23 protein-coding genes are annotated in these 21,026 nt (G+C 32.2%); 20 read left to right on the plus strand and 3 right to left on the minus strand.

Translation table 11 applies throughout. The features are described 5' to 3' along the window. Positions 1 to 17 precede the first annotated feature (17 nt). Positions 18 to 428, plus strand: coding sequence for a hypothetical protein (locus CD135_RS01740; RefSeq protein WP_228064689.1), 411 nt, complete (start codon positions 18 to 20; stop codon positions 426 to 428). A gap of 70 nt (positions 429 to 498) precedes the next feature. Here CD135_RS01740 and thiD read toward each other — a convergent pair whose 3' ends face one another. Then, the gene (gene thiD / locus CD135_RS01745) at positions 499 to 1,329 is read right to left on the minus strand and encodes a bifunctional hydroxymethylpyrimidine kinase/phosphomethylpyrimidine kinase (RefSeq protein WP_064204233.1); all 831 of its coding nucleotides are present in this window, start codon (positions 1,327 to 1,329) and stop codon (positions 499 to 501) included. Positions 1,330 to 1,435: 106 nt separating this feature from the next. Here thiD and CD135_RS01750 point away from each other — a divergent pair, with 106 nt between their 5' ends. The 4 genes from CD135_RS01750 to CD135_RS01765 are packed head-to-tail and all read left to right on the plus strand — an operon-like array spanning position 1,436 to position 4,354. Further along, positions 1,436 to 2,107 carry a uracil-DNA glycosylase gene (locus CD135_RS01750; RefSeq protein WP_257504544.1) on the plus strand — a complete coding sequence of 224 codons (672 nt, stop codon included), beginning with the start codon at positions 1,436 to 1,438 and terminating at the stop codon, positions 2,105 to 2,107. Then, positions 2,100 to 2,438, plus strand: a complete 339-nt coding sequence (locus CD135_RS01755; protein WP_103268675.1) for a DUF5327 family protein — start codon at positions 2,100 to 2,102, stop codon at positions 2,436 to 2,438. Before CD135_RS01750 ends, CD135_RS01755 begins: the two co-directional genes overlap by 8 nt. Before the next feature lie 21 nt (positions 2,439 to 2,459). Continuing rightward, entirely contained in the window at positions 2,460 to 2,822 is a 363-nt protein-coding gene (locus tag CD135_RS01760; protein ID WP_016999450.1) for a DUF423 domain-containing protein, read from the plus strand. A 53-nt stretch (positions 2,823 to 2,875) separates the two neighbouring features. Beyond that, positions 2,876 to 4,354, plus strand: a complete 1,479-nt coding sequence (locus CD135_RS01765; RefSeq protein WP_064211521.1) for an APC family permease — start codon at positions 2,876 to 2,878, stop codon at positions 4,352 to 4,354. Between the two features lie 86 nt (positions 4,355 to 4,440). Here CD135_RS01765 and CD135_RS01770 read toward each other — a convergent pair whose 3' ends face one another. Then, entirely contained in the window at positions 4,441 to 5,799 is a 1,359-nt protein-coding gene (locus CD135_RS01770) for an APC family permease (protein WP_064204230.1), read from the minus strand. 476 nt (positions 5,800 to 6,275) lie between these two features. Here CD135_RS01770 and gltS point away from each other — a divergent pair, with 476 nt between their 5' ends. Continuing rightward, positions 6,276 to 7,484: a sodium/glutamate symporter gene (gene gltS, locus CD135_RS01775; RefSeq protein WP_103268676.1), complete on the plus strand. Its 1,209-nt coding sequence runs from the start codon at positions 6,276 to 6,278 to the stop codon at positions 7,482 to 7,484. 259 nt (positions 7,485 to 7,743) lie between these two features. Here gltS and hemQ read toward each other — a convergent pair whose 3' ends face one another. After that, on the minus strand, positions 7,744 to 8,496 hold the full coding sequence (gene hemQ / locus CD135_RS01780; protein WP_016999454.1) for a hydrogen peroxide-dependent heme synthase: 753 nt from the start codon (positions 8,494 to 8,496) through the stop codon (positions 7,744 to 7,746). A gap of 249 nt (positions 8,497 to 8,745) precedes the next feature. Here hemQ and CD135_RS01785 point away from each other — a divergent pair, with 249 nt between their 5' ends. The 14 genes from CD135_RS01785 (at position 8,746) to CD135_RS01850 (ending at position 20,961) form a co-directional block, all read left to right on the plus strand. Continuing rightward, complete coding sequence (locus tag CD135_RS01785) at positions 8,746 to 9,438, plus strand: methionine ABC transporter ATP-binding protein (RefSeq protein ID WP_245942542.1); 693 nt, start codon at positions 8,746 to 8,748, stop codon at positions 9,436 to 9,438. A gap of 25 nt (positions 9,439 to 9,463) precedes the next feature. Continuing rightward, complete coding sequence (emtB, locus tag CD135_RS01790) at positions 9,464 to 10,135, plus strand: metal ABC transporter permease EmtB (RefSeq protein ID WP_064204227.1); 672 nt, start codon at positions 9,464 to 9,466, stop codon at positions 10,133 to 10,135. A gap of 7 nt (positions 10,136 to 10,142) precedes the next feature. Further along, positions 10,143 to 10,946, plus strand: coding sequence for a MetQ/NlpA family ABC transporter substrate-binding protein (locus CD135_RS01795; RefSeq protein WP_016999457.1), 804 nt, complete (start codon positions 10,143 to 10,145; stop codon positions 10,944 to 10,946). A gap of 118 nt (positions 10,947 to 11,064) precedes the next feature. Continuing rightward, positions 11,065 to 12,051 carry a phosphate acetyltransferase gene (gene pta / locus CD135_RS01800; protein WP_103268677.1) on the plus strand — a complete coding sequence of 329 codons (987 nt, stop codon included), beginning with the start codon at positions 11,065 to 11,067 and terminating at the stop codon, positions 12,049 to 12,051. 2 nt (positions 12,052 to 12,053) lie between these two features. Then, on the plus strand, positions 12,054 to 12,890 hold the full coding sequence (locus tag CD135_RS01805; protein ID WP_026023639.1) for a lipoate--protein ligase family protein: 837 nt from the start codon (positions 12,054 to 12,056) through the stop codon (positions 12,888 to 12,890). Positions 12,891 to 12,971: 81 nt separating this feature from the next. Continuing rightward, entirely contained in the window at positions 12,972 to 13,298 is a 327-nt protein-coding gene (locus CD135_RS01810) for a YuzB family protein (protein WP_016999460.1), read from the plus strand. A gap of 273 nt (positions 13,299 to 13,571) precedes the next feature. Next, entirely contained in the window at positions 13,572 to 14,048 is a 477-nt protein-coding gene (locus CD135_RS01815; protein ID WP_016999461.1) for a GNAT family N-acetyltransferase, read from the plus strand. Between the two features lie 13 nt (positions 14,049 to 14,061). Beyond that, positions 14,062 to 14,823, plus strand: coding sequence for a 2-keto-4-pentenoate hydratase (locus CD135_RS01820; RefSeq protein ID WP_103268678.1), 762 nt, complete (start codon positions 14,062 to 14,064; stop codon positions 14,821 to 14,823). Between the two features lie 23 nt (positions 14,824 to 14,846). Then, positions 14,847 to 16,145 (plus strand): HD domain-containing protein, encoded by a 1,299-nt coding sequence (locus tag CD135_RS01825; RefSeq protein WP_016999463.1) that lies wholly within the window; start codon positions 14,847 to 14,849, stop codon positions 16,143 to 16,145. Between the two features lie 67 nt (positions 16,146 to 16,212). Next, positions 16,213 to 16,725 carry a YwhD family protein gene (locus tag CD135_RS01830; RefSeq protein ID WP_103268679.1) on the plus strand — a complete coding sequence of 171 codons (513 nt, stop codon included), beginning with the start codon at positions 16,213 to 16,215 and terminating at the stop codon, positions 16,723 to 16,725. Between the two features lie 202 nt (positions 16,726 to 16,927). Then, a complete protein-coding gene (locus CD135_RS01835) occupies positions 16,928 to 17,347 on the plus strand; it encodes a YwiB family protein (protein WP_245942539.1) in 420 nt (139 codons plus the stop codon). Further along, a complete protein-coding gene (gene argS / locus CD135_RS01840; RefSeq protein ID WP_103268681.1) occupies positions 17,344 to 19,002 on the plus strand; it encodes an arginine--tRNA ligase in 1,659 nt (552 codons plus the stop codon). The genes CD135_RS01835 and argS overlap by 4 nt, the downstream gene beginning before the upstream one ends. A gap of 95 nt (positions 19,003 to 19,097) precedes the next feature. Beyond that, entirely contained in the window at positions 19,098 to 19,985 is an 888-nt protein-coding gene (locus CD135_RS01845; protein WP_103268682.1) for an ABC transporter substrate-binding protein, read from the plus strand. Beyond that, positions 19,963 to 20,961, plus strand: coding sequence for a FecCD family ABC transporter permease (locus tag CD135_RS01850; protein ID WP_016999468.1), 999 nt, complete (start codon positions 19,963 to 19,965; stop codon positions 20,959 to 20,961). The genes CD135_RS01845 and CD135_RS01850 overlap by 23 nt, the downstream gene beginning before the upstream one ends. Positions 20,962 to 21,026: the final 65 nt, after the last annotated feature.

The raw sequence follows: 21,026 nt of genomic DNA on the forward strand, positions 1-21,026 counted from the left end.
AAATATTAACTTGATAGATGATATCGTTTAAAGTACAATTACTACTACAAAGAATGAGCCTTAAGAAACGGCGGGTGAAAGTAGTGGAAAGAAAGCGTATTTCATTTAATGATGAAGCGGTTTTAGATTATTGTAATATCATGGGATATCAGTATTATGAAGAAGTGCCAGTTCAATATTTACTAAGTGTTCTTCGTGAATTTGATAGTTTTAAGCCTTATATGGGCAGTAACGTAAAACTAAAACAAATCAAAACCGAATTTGAACAAACTGAACGTATTATGACTTTAGAAAATTATGAAGCTGAAATCGTGTGTCTTAATGAAAGTAAATTAGATAATATGACGCTTTATGAATATGAAATGAAACTATTTAAAAAACAAAAAGTGATTGCCAAAATAAAAGCAGAATTTGGCATTGGACAATAATGAAAAGGCTACACGTAAAAAGCCTACAAAGTGAGATACTCTGTAGACTTTTTAAACGTGTAGTTTTTATTTATACTTCTTCAGTATAAACTTCGATTTTTTCAATACGGTTTGCTGCACCATGATCAACTGGACCGACGAATTCATTCATTCTCCAGCCATTTTTTATTGCAGATGCAACAAATGCTTTAGCGTGTTTTACAGCATCTTCTGGAGACTCACCGTTAGCTAAATTAGCAGTAGTTGCAGCAGCAAATGTACAGCCGGCACCATGATTATAACTAGATTGGAATTTATCAGTAGAAAGTAATACATGTTTTTTACCATCATAGAATAAGTCAAAGGCTTTATCTGATTCTAGCGCTTTACCACCTTTAATGATGACATATTGTGAACCAAGCTCATGTATTTTTTCAGCAGCTTTTTTCATATCTTCGATAGATGTTAATTTACCTAAACCAGAAAGTTGTCCCGCTTCAAATAAATTTGGTGTCACAATTGTTGCTTTAGGTAATAATTCTTTAATCATTGCTTCAGTATTTCCCGGGTTAAGTACTTCATCTTCGCCTTTACAAACCATAACTGGGTCAACAACAAAGATTTCAGAACCTGACTCGTCATATGCTTGGCGAGCACGTTTAATAACTTCTTCAGAACCTAACATACCAGTTTTAATTGCATCTGGACCGATAGAAATAGCTGTATTTAACTGCTTATCCAGTAAATCAAGAGGTAATGGCGTCACATCATGTGCCCAAGTTTTTGGGTCCATTGTAACAACAGCTGCTAATGCAACCATTCCATAAGTATTGTGTTCTTGAAATGTTTTTAAATCAGCTTGCATTCCAGCACCAGCACTTGTATCTGATCCTGCTATAGTTAAGACTTTTTTTAATGCCATCGGTAATTCCTCCCAATATATTCATATAAGATATCATATCATGTTTTTTAATTGTAAAAAATAGTTATGACCATTTCATGAAGGCTATGTTATCATTTTTAAAGAGGTGAAAAAAATGGATTGGCAAGAAATCTTTCACAATATAAAAGAGCAACATGATTTTTCAGAAATGGAAGCTTTTTTAGAAGAAGCTTATCAAAATACAACGGTGTATCCAGCTAGAGAAAATGTTTATCAAGCATTTGATTTAACACCGTTAGACAATGTTAAAGTCGTCATTTTAGGTCAAGATCCGTATCATGGGCCAAATCAAGCACACGGTTTAGCTTTTTCAGTACAACCTGATGCTAAGTTTCCACCTTCCTTAAGAAACATCTACAAGGAATTGGAGTCGGATATTGGTTGTAAGCGTACTAGTCCACATTTACAAGATTGGGCAAAAGAAGGTGTGTTATTATTGAACACAGTATTAACTGTGGAAGCACATAAAGCACATTCTCATAAAAATATCGGCTGGGAAATTTTCACGAATGAAATCATTAAAAGTATTTCACGTGAACTTGAAGATGTCGTCTTTATTTTATGGGGTAAACCAGCACAAGAGAAAATTAAACTCATTGATACAGAAAGACATCATATTATTAAATCGGTTCATCCAAGCCCATTGTCAGCTCATAGAGGATTCTTTGGATCAAAACCATTTAGTGAAACAAATCAGTTTTTAAAATCAAAAGGTAAAGAACCGATCAATTGGTGTGGAGGTGAGGTAAATGATTAGCAGAGATCAATTAATATCAGCGATTGAAGATGAATTGGTACATGCAGATAACGCGACAAATAATGAAACATTTAATAAACATATGCATGCAATTCACACTTTAAGTGGATTAATTGATGCAGAAGAGGGAGATAACCAAGGTATAGAAGTGAAACAACCTTATATGAAAACTTCTTCAACGCCAATTAAAAAGGAAAATCCTCAAATATCTAATGAAGAAATTAGAAAAATGGGTGGAAAAGTACCTGATAAATCAACGGTAAAACAAAATGAAAATACTTTAACGACTGATGATGGTATAGGAAATGGAGATTCAATTTTTGATTTTTAATAAAAGAAAGGAAGTAAGAAAATGAAATTATTTATCATTATTGGGGCAATAAATGCAATGATTGCTGTTGCAGCAGGTGCTTTTGGAGCTCACGGTTTAGAAAACAAATTATCAGCTAAATATTTAGATATTTGGGAAAAAGCAACAACTTATCAAATGTATCACGCACTAGGCTTAATACTTATTGGTATTGTTTCTGGCACAACAACTGCAAATTTAAATATTGCAGGTTGGTTGATGACATTCGGAATTGTATTCTTTAGTGGTTCTTTATATATATTAGCTTTAACACAAATTAAAGTATTAGGTGCTATTACGCCGATAGGTGGCGTGTTATTCATAGTTAGTTGGTTGTTACTTGTAATCGCGGTTTGGAAGTTATAAGGTATAAAAGTTAGTCGCGTTTCACGAAAAATAAAAATAAGGGTGGAACATTAATGGCAAGACGAAAGAAAGATTTATCAAGAGGGAATTTAGAACAGAACTTATCTGAGAAATTTGTTTGGGCCATAGCTTATGGCTCAAGCATAGGTTGGGGCGCATTTATACTTCCAGGAGATTGGATAGGCCAAGCAGGTCCAATAGGTGCTTCAATAGGTATCTTTATAGGTGCATTATTAATGATTGTTATAGCTATAAGTTATGGCGCATTAGTAGAGAAGTTCCCTGTATCAGGTGGAGCTTTTGCATTTGGTTACTTAGGATTCGGGAAATATGTGTCCTTCTTTTCATCATGGTTTTTAACCTTTGGGTACATATGTATTGTTGCTTTAAACGCGTCAGCATTCAGTTTGTTATTTAAATTTGTAATGCCTGGGTTTTTAGAACAAGGTAAGCTATACACTATCGCAGGATGGGACGTTTATATCACTGAAATTATATTATCTTCATTAATTTTATTAATATTTGCTTGGATAAGTATTAAAGGTTCAAGTTTTTCAGGAAATTTACAGTATATATTCTGTGTTATATTAGCAGTTGTTGTCGTTCTACTATTTGCAGGTTCATTTTTCACACAAGACTTTTCATTTTCAAATTTACAACCTGCAATAAGTGAGAAAGAAGGTTGGCTAGGCTCGATACTATTGATATTAGCTGTAGCACCTTGGGCTTACGTAGGCTTTGACAACATTCCACAAACAGCCGAAGAATTTAACTTTGCACCAAGTAAGACGTTCAAACTCATCGTATTTAGTTTATTAGCATCAGCAATAACTTATGTAATGATGATACTTCTAACAAGTTGGTTATTCAAAGATCCTTCTTCAATTGGAGGGAATTTATGGGTAACAGGTTCAGTTGTAAAAGAAGGGTTCTCATTTGTAGGTTTAGCAGTGTTAATCGTTGCTATTATGATGGGGATATTCACTGGATTAAATGGCTTTTTTATGAGCTCTAGTAGATTGTTATTCTCAATGGGTAGAGCAGCAGTTATGCCAAGCGTGTTCAAAAAATTACATCCTAAATACAATACGCCATATATTAGTATTATATTTATACTCGTTTTAGCATTAGTAGCGCCTTGGTTAGGTAGAACAGCATTAACATGGATTGTAGACATGTCTTCAACGGGTGTTTCAATCGCATACTTTATCACATGTTTATCAGCATTTAAGTTGTTCTCATATGATAAGAGAAGTATGATGTATCATCCGAAATATAAAACATTTGCTTTAATAGGTGCGATTATTGCGTTAATATTCTTAGGACTATTACTGATTCCAGGATCACCAGCGAGTCTTTCATTACCTTCATATATTGCACTATTTGTTTGGTTAATCTTAGGCTTAGTATTCTTTATGGTTAGATATCCTTCACTTAAGAAAATGACAAATGATGAATTAAATTATCTAGTATTAGATAAATCAAAAGAAGAAATGATTGAGCTTGAAGCAAAAACAGAAGTGAAAAATTAAATAATTCGTGATCGAAAAAAAGCTCCTAATCCGTTAGAAACTTAACGGATTAGGAGCTTTTTATTTAATAAATTTAGTTATCTATATTATGAGCGACGTTGTTTATTTTTATTTAAATACATATAAACTGGTACACCAATAGCTAAAATGATTAATGAATATAATGAACCCATAAAATCAGATATTAAAGTGTTAATGATAATGAATGCGCCACCGAAAAGAGCTAGTAAAGGTACAAATGGATATAGCGGTACCGAATAATCTCTTTTAGTTCCTTTATTTTGTTTTCTAAGTATAAATAGTCCTACAAATGCCATCATATAGAATAAATATATGATGAAAATCGTAACTTCAGATAAATAATCAGCGTTAACTGTGTTCGGGAATAAAATCGTTAATATAATTAATATTACAGATATTCCAAATACAGTCATTAAAGCGCCTAATGGTGATTTTAACTTAGGACTAATATAACCGACATATTTATGTAATGGTAATAACCCATCTTCAGCCATCGCAAATGGTATGCGTGGGAATGTAATGATTTTTCCGTTTAAACAACCGAAAATTGAAATAATGACACCAATATTCACGATTTTTGAACCGATATCTCCGAATAGTGCTTTTGCTGCTTCGGCACTTGCAGTATTACCTAAGCCAACTAGTTTTTCAGCTGGGATAACGTGAAATACTGAAATGTTAATTAATACGTATGCCAAGGTTACGACAGATAAACCAATTAACATAGCTAGAGGTAGGTTTTTCTGAGGTTTTTTCATTTCCCCGGTCATGTTCGTTAACATAATCCAGCCATCATATGCGAATAATGTAGCGAGTACAGCCCTACCAAAATTGATTTCGCCGTCTGTTTTGATAAGAGATGTAACATCTTTACCGAATATACCTTCGTCTCCCCATAAAAGACCAAATACAATAATAGCAATTACAGGAATTAATTTTGCAATTGTCGTGATATTTTGCATAAGTCCGCCAAATTTAGTACCTAATATATTTACAAGGGTTAAAAATATTAGCGCTATAAATCCAATCCAAACACTTAAATCGTTACTAATATTAAAAAAGTTTGTAACTAAAATACCAAAAAATAGCACGAGTGAAACAATAATTGCAGGACCATAAATGATCGTTTGAACCCATCCTGTTAAAAAGCCCCAAAATGGACCATAAATGTCACGTATGTATGCGTATAAACCGCCTGTTTTTGGAATTTGAGCACCTACTTCAGCAATTGTAAGTCCTGCTGCTAATGTAAGCACGCCTCCTACTACCCAAGCCAAAATGGCAAGATTACTTGTACCTGCATGTGTTAATACAACAGCAGGTTTTACAAATACGCCTGACCCGATAATTGTACCGATTACAATAGTAATTGCGGTCATTAGACCAATAGATTTTTGTAGTGATTGTTCTTGATTATTTTTCATAAATACTCCTTGAAAATAGATTTTGTAAGTAATATTTATCTATTACTTAATATACACGATAAACGAGGAATGTGAATGGATTTTTTAAACCATTAATGAATTTTTAGAGAAAATAGCTAAGTAATGAAACAATATAAACAGTGAACTTTTAAAAAGATTGCTGATAGCTAATTATATTGATAAAGATACTTATCCAATAACTACAGTAACAAAAATGTAAGTAATTGTTAATATCAGTATGATAAGGGCTACGAGAAGCATTAAATATAATAATAAAGAATAAACAATAATGCATATAAACGAATATGCAACTAATGACGAAATGAGTTATATTACACTATTAAATATTTGCTAGATTTATTTAAATAAAGTATGTATAATGTTCAACGTGGCTTTGTAAGCACTTACTTAAAAATAAAAATAAATGACATTTAGCATGAAAACAATCAGGATTGTCGTTTGAGGAGGAATGTAAAATGTTAGAGCTCGATGCTATTACAACGTTGGCGCTAGCATGTGTCTTGCTTTTATTAGGGCAGGCAATTGTAAATAATGTTTCTATATTAATGAAATTATGTATACCTGCTCCAGTAATAGGTGGGTTAATTTTTGCAATTTTAGTAGCAATTTTACAATCAACAAACGTGGTTACAATAAAATTAGAATCTGAATTTATTCAAGATTTCTTTATGTTAGCATTCTTTACTACAGTAGGTTTAGGAGCATCTTTAAAATTATTACGACTCGGCGGTAAAGTATTAATAGTATACTTTATTTTCTGTGGTATTTTGGCTACATGTCAAAACATTATTGGTGTTTCACTTTCAAAGGTGTTAAATATACCTCCGTTACTAGGTTTAACAGCAGGTTCTATGTCAATGGAAGGTGGACATGGGAACGCTGCAGCATATGGTAAAACTTTAGAAACTTTAGGCGTAGATTCAGCTGTTACTGCTGCGCTTGCTGCCGCTACGTTAGGATTAGTTGCAGGCGGATTAATAGGTGGTCCAGTTGTTAGATTCTTAATTAAAAAATTCGATTTAAAACCAGAGCAAGCAGAAGCTTCAGCTCTAGATTATAGTGATGTTGACTATAATAAAGAATTACATAGTAGAATGAATCCAACTACAGTATTTATCGTTCAATTTACAATTATCACTGTTAGTATGGCGATTGGTACATATTTAGCTGATACATTTACAGACTACACGGGTATTAATGTTCCTATTTATGTGGGCGCTATGTTTATAGCTGTTATTATCAGAAATATTTCGGACTATGGAAAATTAAACATTGTAGATATGAAAATTACAAACCGAGTTAGTGATGTATCATTGAGCTTGTTCTTATCAATTGCTTTAATGAGTATTAACTTAACAGAAATATATAATTTAGCGTTACCATTAACAATTATAGTATTAGTACAAATAGTATTTATTGTACTGTTCTCAGTATTTGTAGTGTTCCGCGCATTAGGGAAAAACTACGATGCAGCTGTTATGATCGGTGGATTTATTGGTCACGGGTTAGGCGCAACACCAAACGCAATGGCAAACTTAGACGTTATTACAAAGAAATTTGGTGCCTCTCCAAAAGCTTATCTAGTTGTACCAGTCGTAGGTGCATTCTTAATAGACTTACTTGGCGTACCAATCGTAACGTTCTTTATTAATGTATTCAGTTAATAATAGTACATCGAAATAATTCTCCTAATCCACTCGATTAGGAGAATTTATTTATATATGGGCTTTATAAAATAATGTTTAAAATGCGGTTCGATAAATAAAAATTATCGAACTGCAAATGCGAAATACAGGTCGATAAATAAAAAATATCGAACCGCAAACATGAAATACGGTCCGATAAAATAAAATATCGAACCGCAAATTAAAATGAGGCTGAAACACCAATAGATGTTTCAGCCTCTATATTTATCTTGAAATCTTAGTTTAGTTTAAAGAAGTCATTTAATTCGTCAATATTTAAAATGTTACCTACGTAGAATGCTCCGAAGTCACCATATCTTGCTGATACTTCATCGAAACGCATTTCATAGATTAATTTTTTGAATTGTAGCATATCGTCGCTGAATAAAGTTACGCCCCACTCGTAGTCGTCCAATCCTACTGAACCGGTAATGAATTGTTTAACTTTACCAGCGTAACTGCGTCCGATTAAACCGTGTGAACGCATTAAGCTACGTCTATGTTCCATATCTAACATGTACCAGTTATCTTCACCGTCACGTCTTTTATCCATTGGATAGAAACAAACATATTCTGAACGTGGTACTTCAGGATATAATCTAGCTTTTACATATGGGTTTTCATATGGATCTTCATCTGAATCACCAGCTAGATAGTTAGATAATTCCACTATTGAAACATAAGAATATGTTGGAATTAAGAAATCACTAATATCTAATTTGTTTAATTCATTTTCTAAAGCATTTAATTGCTTAACATCAGGACGTAAGAACCATAACATTAAGTCTGCTTTTTGACCTGTTATGTTATAAAAAGCATGAGAGCCTTCTTTATTATTATGAACAGTTTCTAATCCTTCAAGGAATTTTTTAAACTCTTCAACTATCGTATTTCTATCATCTTCTGGCACAGTTTTTAGGCTTGTCCAATCTATTGCATAGAATAAATGTAAGCTGTACCAACCATCTAATGTTTTTGCTGCTTCGTTCATTATGATTTCGCTCCTTTTAGATTAATTCTTTTCTCTATCTAAGTTTATCATACTAGAAAAGAAATAGAGGACTCAACTTTTACAGTGTTGTGAAGAAAAGTACTTCGGACATGACGCACTGACTTATATTTAATTGTATTTTTAATGTTGTTGATTATCTTTTTTGTTTGGTGGATAATAATTAAATAAATATTATAAAAATATTTTAAATTAGATGCCTGAAAATTTTATTATATAGGAGTGTAAAAAGTGTATAAATTAGAGAATGTATCGAAAAAGTATAGAGGGAAGTTTGCTGTTGAAAATCTTTCCTTTTCAGTAGCATCTGGTTCTATTACTGGTATTGTTGGTAAAAGTGGTTCTGGCAAAACAACGTTATTAAAGTTACTTAATTTTATAGAAAAGCCAACTGAAGGTAAAATTATTTTTGATGAACAAGAAATTAATAAGTTGTCAAAAAAAGTGATTAGAAAGTATAAGGAAAGAATAGGTATGGTCTTTCAACATTATAATTTATTGAATAACTTAAATGTGTATCAAAATATAGCTTTGCCTTTGAAAATCATAAATGCAGAGAATGAGGATAGAGTGAAAGAACTTATTCAATTTGTTGGATTAGAAGATAAAATGAACGATTATCCTTCTAAATTATCAGGAGGCGAGAAACAACGTGTAGCATTAGCGAGATCTTTAGTTAGAAACCCAGATATATTGCTATGTGATGAAGCGACTAGCAGTTTAGATGAGAATAATACTGAAGAAATCATAAAAATGCTTAAGAAAATTAACAAAGAATATAGTATTACCATTATTTTTGTTACACATGAATTGAGTGTTGTTAAACAATTGTGTGAAGAAGTGTTTGTGATGGAGGACGGACAGTTGCTAGATATTATTGAAAATAAAAACAAAAGCATAGAAAAAATACAGGTACTTATTTAGAAAATGTTAAACGGAGTATTGAAGGATGACTTTCTTTGAAAAAATAAATTATTACTTACCAGAATTACTTCAATCTTTGCAGGAAACTTGTATCATGCTAGGATTTTCCATGATTATTACTTTACTAATTGGTTTACCTTTAGGTATAGCTTTGTTTTTATCCAATCCAGGTATTAAAGAATTAAATAGAAATTATTATTGGTCTTTTAATTTTTTAATTACTTTTATTCGTTCATTTCCATATTTATTATTTGTCATCAGTTTAATTCCCTTAACTCGTTTAATTTTAGGGAGCGCTTTTGGTCCATACCCATCGATAATACCTTTAAGTATTGTAGGTATTGCTATTTTTTCAAGACTAGTAGAACAAGTTTTATTAGATATACCGATAGAAATAAAAGTTTTAGCTGAGTCGCTAGGTGCAACAAAATTAAAATATATATGGAATTTTCTTTTAGTTGAATCACGTAGCGGTATTATATTAGCTTATACGACAACGATAGTAAGCATGGTCTCATATTCAACAGTGATGGGCATTGTTGGTGGTGGAGGTATTGGAGATTTTGCTATTCGCTATGGTTATCAAAGTTATGAAACGGAAATAATGTATTTCGCAATTATCATCATTATTATTGCTGTATTTATCATTCAAATGTTAGGAAATAATATCTCTAGAAAATTAGATAAAAGAAAGTAGTGTAGACATGAAAAAAGTTTGGTTTATTTTTATATTGTTGTTTAGTGTCATTATCTCCGGTTGTGGAGCAAAAAAAGATAACGAAGATAAAGTGATTAAAGTTGCTTCACAAGCACCACCTATGACAGATGTTGTAAAAGTTGCAGCAAAAGAAGCGAAAAAAGAGGGTTGGGAAATCAAGCTTGTACAAGTAAATGATAACGTTGCTTATAATGATATGGTAAGTAGTAAAGAAGCAGACGCGAGCTTTGCACAGCATAAACCCTTTATGGAAAAATATAATAAAGAAAGAAAAGCGAATTTAGTTGATCTACAGCCTATATATGACGCAAAAGTAGGTTTTTATTCTAAAAAATATAAAGAAGTGAAAGATATCCCTAATGGAACGAAAGTCGCTATACCTAACGATATTTCAAATGAAGGTCGAGCTTTAGCGATATTAGAAGAACAAGGATTAATTAAATTAAAAGACGGAGTGGGCGTTAACGGTACAACTAAAGATGTTGTAGAGAATCCAAAAGATTTCCAATGGTTAAAAGTAGATTTATTAAATTTATCAGAAGCTTATAGCGAGTCAAAAGTATCTTTAGTTTATAATTATCCTACATATATTTCGAAAATCGGTTTAAAACCTTCTGATGCTTTATTTTTAGAAAAAAATATTGATTCTCGATTTTCTATTCAATTAGTAGCGCGTGAAGATAATAAAGATTCCGAAAAAATTAAAGAATTAAAGAAAGTTATGAAAAGTAAAGCAGTTAGTAAATATTTAAAAGAAGAACATAAAGATACATTGATTCCATCATTTTAAGATTCTCGATATATCCTATAGCCTACGATACATTTACAGTTCGAAAACGTGAAAATTTATGAAAAAATGTTATAATAATTAGTGGAAAAATAATAGTGAGAATATATAGGAGGCAATTATGTCTAAATTACTTAATGTCTTAAGCGACAAATTATCAGGTAAGAATGTACGTATCGTTTTACCAGAGGGTGACGATGCTCGTGTTTTAACAGCAGCAGTTAAATTACAAACTACAGATTTGGTTTCTCCAATCGTACTTGGTAATGAAGATAAAATTAAAGAAACAGCTGACGGTGCTAATTTATCAATAGAAGGTTTAACAATTATCAACCCAGAAACAAGCGAATTAAAAGCTGATTTAGTTGAGAAATTCGTTGAACGTCGTAAAGGTAAAGCGACTCAAGAACAAGCTGAAGAATTATTAAATAATGTAAACTACTTCGGTACAATGTTAGTTTATACAGATCAAGCTGATGGTTTAGTAAGTGGTGCTGCGCATTCTACTGCAGATACTGTGCGTCCAGCATTACAAATTATTAAAACTAAACCAGGTGTTACAAAAACATCAGGTGTATTCTTCATGACAAAAGGTGAAGAACAATATGTATTCGGTGATTGTGCCATTAACCCTGAATTAAACGCACAAGATTTAGCTGAAATCGCAATCGAAAGTGCTAAAACTGCTCAAGCATTCGGTATGTCTCCGAAAGTAGCGATGTTAAGTTTCTCTACTAAGGGTTCAGCAAAATCTCCAGATACTGAGAAAGTATCAGAAGCTGTACAAATAGCTCAAAAGAATTTACAAGAAACAGACTTAAAAGATGTTGTATTAGACGGAGAATTCCAATTTGATGCAGCAATCGTTCCAGAAGTGGCAGCTAAAAAAGCGCCAAATTCTGATATACAAGGTGATGCAAATGTATTTATTTTCCCAAGCTTAGAAGCGGGTAACATTGGATACAAAATTGCACAACGTTTAGGTGGATACGATGCAGTTGGTCCTGTATTACAAGGCCTAAACGCACCAGTTAACGATTTATCACGTGGTTGTTCAGCAGAAGACGTATACAGTCTTTCAATCATTACAGCTGCTCAATCTCTATAATCATGGAAAACTTGCAAGATTATTTTACACAAGAATGGCGATACATTGACCACACTTCAGGACTGCAACCTATGCAGTCCTTTAGTTTCGATGATACATTTTGTGAACAAGTAGGTAACGACAATAGTCCAAGTGTTGTGCGCACATGGATACACAATCATGTTGTTATTTTAGGCATACATGATTCTAGACTTCCATATTTAAAAGACGGAATAGCATTCTTGAATGACGTTAAAGGATATAGCGCGATTGTAAGAAATTCGGGTGGTCTAGGAGTTGTGTTGGATAAAGGTGTTCTGAATATATCTTTAATATTTAAAGGTAGACATGATGTATCAATTGATACAGGCTATGAAGTGATGTTACGTCTTATACGTGAAATGTTCAAAGATGAAACAGATAAAATTGTAAATAAAGAAATCGCAGCATCATATTGCCCAGGAAGTTATGACTTAAGTATTGATAACAAAAAATTTGCAGGCATATCACAAAGAAGAGTACGCGGTGGCATAGCAGTGCAAATATATTTGTGTGTTGAAGGATCAGGTTCAGAAAGAGCTGAAATGATGAAGGAATTCTACCAACATGCTCTGAAAAATGAAAAAACAAAATTTATTTATCCTACAATTATTCCTGATTGCATGGCTTCTATAAATGAACTATTGAATACAGAATACACGACAAATGATATATTATTTAAATTATTAGGAAGCCTTAAAACATTAGGTGCAACTTTAAATATGGACCCAGTTTCCACAGAAGAATGGGCGTTATACGATAAATATTTCGAACGCATGATAGAGCGTAATAATAAAATGATACGCAATATGCAAAAATAATAAAATGACATTCTCAAAAATCTGTGAAGGTGGTATAATAATTTATTGCTAAAACAGAAAATATGAAAGGTGGGGAAACAAGTGCGAAATAAATTTCAATTATGCGATGACTGCCAAGCTGTCAATCTTCCATCATTAATGAAGAAAATTAAAAAATTAGATCCAGATGCGGAAATTGAAGTAGCATGTCAATCATATTGTGGTCCAGGTCGCAGAAAGACATTCGCATTCGTTAATAACCGCCCGTGTGCCGCTTTAACAGAAGATGAACTAATGGAAAAAATCCATAAACAACTTCAGAAAAAACGTAATCCAGAAGAAGAAGAAAGATTACGACTTAGAAACGAAGAACGAAAACGTCGACAAAAAGAATTAGACGAAAAGCTTAATAAAAAATTGAAAAAGTAAAAAGAAAACCTACGAGCTAAAATTAGTTCGTAGGTTTTTAAATTTTAAATATTTTATTCGAATGTTATTAATATGTGTTAACATTCTTAACAAATAATACCTTTCCACAGGCTTTTCGGTTATAATTAAGTATTCTGAATATTATAGTTTTTTGTATATAAATGATATAATTATAAATAAAGATAGGATTTTAAAGTAATTTAATAATTGTCATTCGTTTAATATAGTAAAGGCCAGTGAATGGCGTGGATGGTAGATAGAGGAGAGGTATTTATGACAAAGGTAAGGAAAGCAACAGTAGGGGATTATTCTGGAATTAAAAATGTAGCGTCTAAAGCTTGGTATGACACATATACGAATATTTATACAGCAAGTACTGTAACAGCGTTTTTAAACGCTTCTTATTCTAAAGAGATGATAGAAAAGCGCATTAATGATTCTGATTTCTATGTTGCTGAAGAGGATGGAAAGATTATTGGCTTTGCTAATTTCATTAAAGGTACTGAGCTATATTTATCATCCCACTACGTATTGCCAGAAGCTCAGCGAGATGGTTATGGTAAAGCCTTGTTGTATAAAGGTTTGAATAGTTATAAAGGTGAATATCATGAAGTATATTTAGAAGTAGATGGCAAAAATGATATCGGCATTGCTTTCTATAAGAAAGAAGGATTCGAAGTAGTGCGTGAATATGAAGAGTTACTTTTCGGAGAAACGATGCATACAACGCTCATGAAAAAAACTTTCTAGGAGGTAGAGGATAATGGAACAATCACTTAATAAATGGGTAGCACAATTTTATGAAGCATATGAGAATAAGACGATTATTCCTAATGGTGTTTTACCTTCGAATATCACAGAGAACGCTGCTTATGATGTTCAAGAAGGTGTTCTTCAGCGTAAAGAAGAAACTGAGTTGCATAAAGGATATAAAATTAGTTTAACAAGCCAAGAAACACGAGATATATTTTCTTCTACAACCCCTTTATATGGTGCGATGGGAGATACAACGATTTTCGGTAAACGTGTTCAGTTAAACGACTTAAATGAACCACTTATTGAAATGGAACTTGTATTTCTCGTTCAAGAAGAGTTAAACGAACAAGACAGTCTAGAAGATATTATGAATAAGTGCTTAATCGCACCAGGCATAGAGATACCAGATTCAAGATTTAGTAATTGGTTCCCTAACTTGAGTGTCACTGAAATTATAGCCGACAGTGCAGTGAGTGGTGGTGTTGTATATGGTGAGCCTAAACAATTATCATATGAAGATATTAATAATATTAAAGGGACTTTATATTTAGATGGTAAAGAAATTGCTTCTGGTAATAGTACAGAAGTTGAAGGCCATCCAGCAAAAGCAGTAAAATGGCTGATTTCTGAAATTAAAAAATATAACCGTTCATTGAAACCAGGTATGTTTGTTTCTAGCGGCACATTTATACTGCCTAAACCTTTAACTCAAGGGGTTTATAAAGCAGAATATGAAAATGTTGGTAACATTGAGTTTACAGTTGAGTAATAATTTCGAAAGGAGGAAACTAAGTGACTTATGAAGATTATGGGACGAAAAAATTAACAGAAGAAAAAGTTTTTAAAGATCCTGTGCATCGTTATATACATGTGAGCGATCAATTAATTTGGGATTTAATTAAAACTAAAGAATTTCAACGCTTAAGAAGAATCAAACAACTTGGAACATTATATTTATCTTTCCATACAGCTGAACATAGTCGCTTTGGTCACTCCTTAGGTGTTTATGAAATCGTAAGAAGAATGATAGATGAAGTATTTGTTGGAAGAGCGCAGTGGGACAATAAAGATAGACCACTTGCTTTGTGTGCTGCTTTACTACATGACTTAGGACATGGTCCTTTTTCTCATTGTTTTGAGAAAATATTTTTAACAGATCATGAACAATTTACGCAAGATATTATTAAAGGTGATACTGAAGTAAATGAAGTGCTGAGCAGAGTATCTCCAGATTTTCCAACTGAAGTTGCGGATGTAATTAATAAGACCCATAAAAATAAACTTGTTATTTCTATGATTTCTTCACAAATAGATGCCGATAGAATGGATTATTTACAACGAGACGCTTATTTCACGGGTGTGAGCTACGGTCAATTTGATATGGAACGCGTATTACGTTTGATGCGCCCTTCTAAAGATGAAGTGCTGATTAAAGAAAGCGGTATGCATGCAGTTGAAAATTTCTTAATGAGCCGATATCAAATGTATTGGCAAATTTATTTTCATCCAGTTAGCCGTGGTGGAGAAGTATTATTAAATAGATGTTTTAAACGTGCTAAAGTGCTTTATGATAATGGATACTCATTTAAAGAAGCACCGAAATATTTAATACCGTTTTTCGAAGGTGATGTAACAATTAAAGATTATATTCGTTTAGATGAATCAGTTGTTATGTACTATTTAGAAGAATGGACTGAAGAAGACGATGATATATTAAGTGATTTAAGTAAACGATTCGTCAATCGTGACTTATTTAAATATTTACCTTTCGATGGATCTATTATTACAATAGGTGAATTAACTGAGTTATTCGAAAAAGGTGGCATTGATCCGGAATATTACTTTGTTTGTGATTCATTTTCCGATTTGCCATACGACTATGATCGTCCTGGTTCAAATCGCCAACCAATACATTTATTACAAAAGACAGGTCATATTAAAGAGATAAGCAGCCAGTCAGTAATTATTCATAGTATTACTGGAATTAAACGTCTAGATTATAAATTATATTACCCGAAAGAACTCATTTTAGAAATGGAAGATGAAGATATTAAGGGAGATATCATCAATTTATTAAACGAATTGGTATAATTTACAAACTTGAATATTAATCTTAAACTCTAGTATGATATACACAAGAATTAAATGAGGTGAAATAATGGCTGAAAAGAAAGGCTTTCAATTTAACATTATTAAAAATGACCCACTAGATGGACATAAAGGTACGAATATAGGATCAATCAGCTTAGATAACGTAGCCCCTGTATTTGTTGATGTAACTGAACAAACAGCTTTTATAGATGTAGGTGCAATGCATGCAAGAGCTGAAGTTGAAAAGCGAGTTAAGTGGGTTAAAGATACGGAAGAAGTCAAAGGCGAGGACGCGAGAGAATATTGGCTTTGTTGGGTTACGACTGAACGTGGAGAACAAGGTCCATATTATGCAGGTTTAACGGGATGTTACTTATTAGTAAATAAACCGAAGAAACGTGGATTTAAGAGTATGCCTGAACATGTTAATATGATGGATAAGTCCATGAAACACCAAATTAAAATTGACCAAATTGGTGATGAAAATCGTAAAGTACTCAAAAAATTCCTTCAAGAACATAACATGGAAATGTGGAATAATAGTAGCGATGAATTAAAGGCATCATTAGAGACAAAGTAATTGTGACTATTTTGTGACTTAATTGTGAATTATAGCAATAAAAGTAAATTGCTATTGTCTTTTCTGAATTTCATCAGTAAAATAGTTGATAGCTACTATAGCTAGGACACTAAAGAAAGCAGGCGCTTTTAGCCCTGCTTTTTTTAATTTTATTTGTCATATATGCTATAATTATAACGGTTCTAAAACGGTGAGGTGAGATATGATGAAAGAAAATATCAGCGTTAATGTCAGACAAGTAGTTAAACAAAATGGCGATAAATCAACATTTCAAACTAATACTACAGGTACATATCACAAAAGGAATAGTGATATTATTAGGTATGAAGAAACAATAGATGACCAAGTTGTTAAGAACATGCTTAAAATAGACAAAACTGGCGTTAAAATTCACCGTATGGGTACAGTTAATACAACTTTTCATTTTGTAGAAGGTAAGGATACGGTTAGCTATTATGAAACTGAAGCGGGTCGTATGACTTTGAACGTCAAAACATTGTCAATCAAACACTTTATAGATGAAGAAAAAGGTAAATTAAAAATACACTATCAATTAAGTGATCCATCAGGCTTACTCGGAACATATCAATTTCAAATAAATTACAAGGAGATAAATGTATGAATATAATTGATCAAGTTAAAGAAACATTAATAGAAGAAATTAAAGCGAGTATATTAAAAGCTCAACTTGTAGACGAAGTACCCGAGATTAAAATTGAAACACCTAAAGATTCAACAAACGGAGATTATTCAACAAACATTGCAATGGTATTAACAAAAATAGCGCGTAAAAATCCACGTGAAATTGCTAAACAAATTGTAGAAAATTTAGATACTACAAAAGCAAATGTAAAAAAAGTAGATATCGCTGGGCCTGGATTTATTAATTTTTACTTAGATCAACAATATTTAACAACTGTTATTGAAACAGCTTTAAATAAAGGAGAAACTTTTGGTCAAGCGGATGAATCTAAGAATGAAAGTATTATAGTAGAATATGTATCTGCAAATCCAACTGGTGATTTACACATCGGTCATGCTCGTAATGCTGCAGTTGGTGATACGCTATCTAATATTTTAAGTGCAGCAGGCTATGATGTAACTAGAGAATACTATATAAATGATGCAGGTAAACAAATTGAAAACTTAGCACATTCTATAGAAGCACGTTACGATCAAGCAATGGGTGTCGACACTGAATTACCCGAAGATGGTTATTATGGCAAAGATATCATCTCAATAGGGAAAGATTTAGCTGAGAAACATCCAGAAATTAAAGATCAACCAGAGGAAGAAAGAATTAAGACTTTCCGTAAACTTGGTTTAGATTATGAAATGGCTAAATTAAAAAATGATTTAAATGATTTTAATATACATTTTGATAGTTGGTTTAGTGAAACATCTTTATATGAAGCAAATGAAATTACAGCTGTACTTGATAAAATGACTGAACTTGGTTATACATTTGAGAAAGACGGCGCAACATGGTTAAGAACTACTGAATTTGGTGACGATAAAGATCGTGTACTTGTTAAACAAGACGGTACGTACACTTACTTCTTACCAGATATCGCATATCATTATGATAAAGTAGAACGTAAATTTGATAAATTAATCAATTTATTCGGTGCTGATCATCACGGTTATATAAACCGTCTTAAAGCATCTTTAGAAACATTTGGCGTTGACTCAAACCGTCTTGAAATCCAAATTATGCAAATGGTAAGATTATTACAAGATGGTGTAGAAGTTAAAATGAGTAAACGTACGGGTAATGCTATTACTTTACGAGATATTATGGATGAAGTTGGCGTTGATGCAGCGCGTTATTTCTTAACTATGCGTAGTCCTGATACTCATTTCGATTTTGATATGGAACTTGCGAAGAAAGAATCTCAAGATAATCCAGTTTATTATGCACAATATGCTCATGCGAGAATATCATCTATTATTCGCCAAGCAGAAGAAAAAGGCATTAAGCTAGATAAAGATGTTGATTTATCTTTAATTACGCATGATAAAGCTTTTGAATTATTGAAGAAAATTGCTGAATTTGAACCAACGATTGTATCAGCTGCAGAATCACGTAGTCCACATCGTATGACGAATTATATTCAAGATTTAGCTGCACAATTCCATAAATTCTATAACGCTGAAAAAGTATTAACAGATGATATAGAAAAGACAAAAGCACATTTAGCTTTAATCGAAGCAGCACGTATTACTTTACGTAACGCTTTAAAACTAATTGGTGTTTCTGCCCCAGAATCAATGTAATTTAATATATTGTTTTAATTGAGGTGCAGCTCAAGCTTATTTGAGTTGCGCCTTTTTGTGTATCATTTTTTAAGTAAAGATAGGAGAGAGATAAAATGAAATTATTTAGAGTTGTGTATTTATTATTTGCAGCAATAATTGTACTTTCAGGCTGTCAAAGTAATACAGATAATGAAAAAAATGAAGCAAAACAAGAATCAAAGGAGAAAGTAGAATACAAACGAATTATTTCATTAATTCCAAGTAATACAGAAATATTATATGAACTGGGTCTTGGTGATAAAGTTGTAGGGGTTTCTATAGTGGATGATTATCCTAAAGATGTGAAAGATAAAAAACAATTTGATGCATTTAAATTAGATACAGAAGCATTAATGAAAGCTAAACCAGATTTAATATTGGCACATGAATCTAATAAATCTACACAAGAAAAAGATTTGAAAAAATTAACTGATGCTGGCGTTAAAGTCGTATACATAGATGATGCTAATTCCATCAATGAAATGTACCAAACATTTAAACAAGTTGGTAAAGTTACAGGTAAAGAAAAAGAAGCTAATAAGTTTGTAGATAAAGTGAAAAACGATATCGAAAAGGTGAAAAAAGATATACCTGAAGATAAACAAGGAAAACAAGTATTTATGGAAATTTCATCACAACCAGATATTTATACATCAGGTAAAAACACATTTTATGATGATATGTTAACTTCAATTAAAGCTAAAAATGTATTTCATGATGAAGAAGGCTGGATTAAAACAGATAAAGAAAGTATTTTGAAACGCAATCCAGACGTTATGATAACAACTAGCGGGCAAAGCGAAGAAGAATATAAAAAATTGAATAACAATAGAGACGGGTTTGATCAAGTAAATGCAGTTAAAAACGACAGCGTTTACGCATTAAACGCAGATAAAATATCAAGACCAGGTCCAAGACTAGCTGAAGGATTAGAAGAGCTTGCAGACAAAATATACGACTAATCAATCTAGTCATTTTAAGTATATTTTGATTTGGTTTCTCGTTCTATTGTTATCTGTTGCAGTGTCTTTGTTTATAGGTTCTACAGGTATAACATGGAAATTTGATAATCAACTAGAATGGACGATTTTTTATAAATTAAGAGTTCCGAGAACATTACTGGCTTTAATTGCTGGTATGGGACTAGTAATGAGTGGTCATATTTATCAAACAATATTAAATAACCCATTAGCAGATAGTTTTACATTAGGTCTTGCTAGTGGCGCAACATTTGGAAGTGCACTTGCAGTATTTCTTGGTGTATCCATTTGGTTTGTGCCGTTGTTTTCAATATTTTTTAGCATGTTAACGTTAATAATCATCGTATTAGTTACGGAAACAATGGTAAAAACTTTTCATGTAGCTACGATGATTTTATCGGGTATATTTATTGGCGCATTTTTTAGTGCAGCATTATATATACTACTATTAATAAAGCCAGACAAAGTTAATAACATGGTTTCATATATGTTTGGAAGTGTTGCTTCAGCTGAGAGAATAACCGTCGAAATAACTGGAGTCGTAACTATTATATGTATTGTCTTATTATTAGGTATGAGCCATGTAATCAAGCTTATACAACTAGGTGAAGATAAAGTTATTACGCTTGGTGTTAATGTTAGATTTATATCATGGTTCTGCTTATTAATAGCTGCAGTTATGACGGCCGTTATAATAAGTTTCACAGGCATTATTGGCTTTATAGGTATGATTGTACCCCAAGTAGTAAGGAGAGTATATAGAGTGCCTATGTTCATTAAAATGATACTTAATATTTTAATAGGTGGATCGTTGTTATTAATAGCAGATACCATAGGCCGTGTCATTATAAGTCCGATACAAATTCCAGTAGGTATTGTATTGTCAATTATCGCTATACCCGTTATGATGTATCTAATGATAACGGAACAACGCAAAAAAGAAAAAGGCAACCTTTAATGTTGTAATATTTCATATAGTAAACACCAATTTGTTAGTAGTTTATCTAACAAATTGGTGTTTTT

The sequence above is a fragment of the Mammaliicoccus lentus genome (assembly GCF_002902755.1).
Classification (GTDB): Bacteria; Bacillota; Bacilli; order Staphylococcales; family Staphylococcaceae; genus Mammaliicoccus; species Mammaliicoccus lentus.

What these genes read in the sequence shown, in the direction of transcription:
- CD135_RS01770 (WP_064204230.1), bottom strand. Translation starts at nt 5,799, where the DNA reads ATGAAAAATAATCAAGAACAATCACTACAAAAATCTATTGGTCTAATG.
- CD135_RS01820 (WP_103268678.1), top strand. Translation starts at nt 14,062, where the DNA reads ATGGAACAATCACTTAATAAATGGGTAGCACAATTTTATGAAGCATAT.
- argS (WP_103268681.1), top strand. Translation starts at nt 17,344, where the DNA reads ATGAATATAATTGATCAAGTTAAAGAAACATTAATAGAAGAAATTAAA.
- gltS (WP_103268676.1), top strand. Translation starts at nt 6,276, where the DNA reads ATGTTAGAGCTCGATGCTATTACAACGTTGGCGCTAGCATGTGTCTTG.
- CD135_RS01830 (WP_103268679.1), top strand. Translation starts at nt 16,213, where the DNA reads ATGGCTGAAAAGAAAGGCTTTCAATTTAACATTATTAAAAATGACCCA.
- pta (WP_103268677.1), top strand. Translation starts at nt 11,065, where the DNA reads ATGTCTAAATTACTTAATGTCTTAAGCGACAAATTATCAGGTAAGAAT.
- CD135_RS01755 (WP_103268675.1), top strand. Translation starts at nt 2,100, where the DNA reads ATGATTAGCAGAGATCAATTAATATCAGCGATTGAAGATGAATTGGTA.
- CD135_RS01835 (WP_245942539.1), top strand. Translation starts at nt 16,928, where the DNA reads ATGATGAAAGAAAATATCAGCGTTAATGTCAGACAAGTAGTTAAACAA.
- CD135_RS01805 (WP_026023639.1), top strand. Translation starts at nt 12,054, where the DNA reads ATGGAAAACTTGCAAGATTATTTTACACAAGAATGGCGATACATTGAC.
- CD135_RS01740 (WP_228064689.1), top strand. Translation starts at nt 18, where the DNA reads ATGATATCGTTTAAAGTACAATTACTACTACAAAGAATGAGCCTTAAG.
- CD135_RS01760 (WP_016999450.1), top strand. Translation starts at nt 2,460, where the DNA reads ATGAAATTATTTATCATTATTGGGGCAATAAATGCAATGATTGCTGTT.
- CD135_RS01815 (WP_016999461.1), top strand. Translation starts at nt 13,572, where the DNA reads ATGACAAAGGTAAGGAAAGCAACAGTAGGGGATTATTCTGGAATTAAA.
- thiD (WP_064204233.1), bottom strand. Translation starts at nt 1,329, where the DNA reads ATGGCATTAAAAAAAGTCTTAACTATAGCAGGATCAGATACAAGTGCT.
- CD135_RS01795 (WP_016999457.1), top strand. Translation starts at nt 10,143, where the DNA reads ATGAAAAAAGTTTGGTTTATTTTTATATTGTTGTTTAGTGTCATTATC.
- emtB (WP_064204227.1), top strand. Translation starts at nt 9,464, where the DNA reads ATGACTTTCTTTGAAAAAATAAATTATTACTTACCAGAATTACTTCAA.
- CD135_RS01845 (WP_103268682.1), top strand. Translation starts at nt 19,098, where the DNA reads ATGAAATTATTTAGAGTTGTGTATTTATTATTTGCAGCAATAATTGTA.
- CD135_RS01765 (WP_064211521.1), top strand. Translation starts at nt 2,876, where the DNA reads ATGGCAAGACGAAAGAAAGATTTATCAAGAGGGAATTTAGAACAGAAC.
- hemQ (WP_016999454.1), bottom strand. Translation starts at nt 8,496, where the DNA reads ATGAACGAAGCAGCAAAAACATTAGATGGTTGGTACAGCTTACATTTA.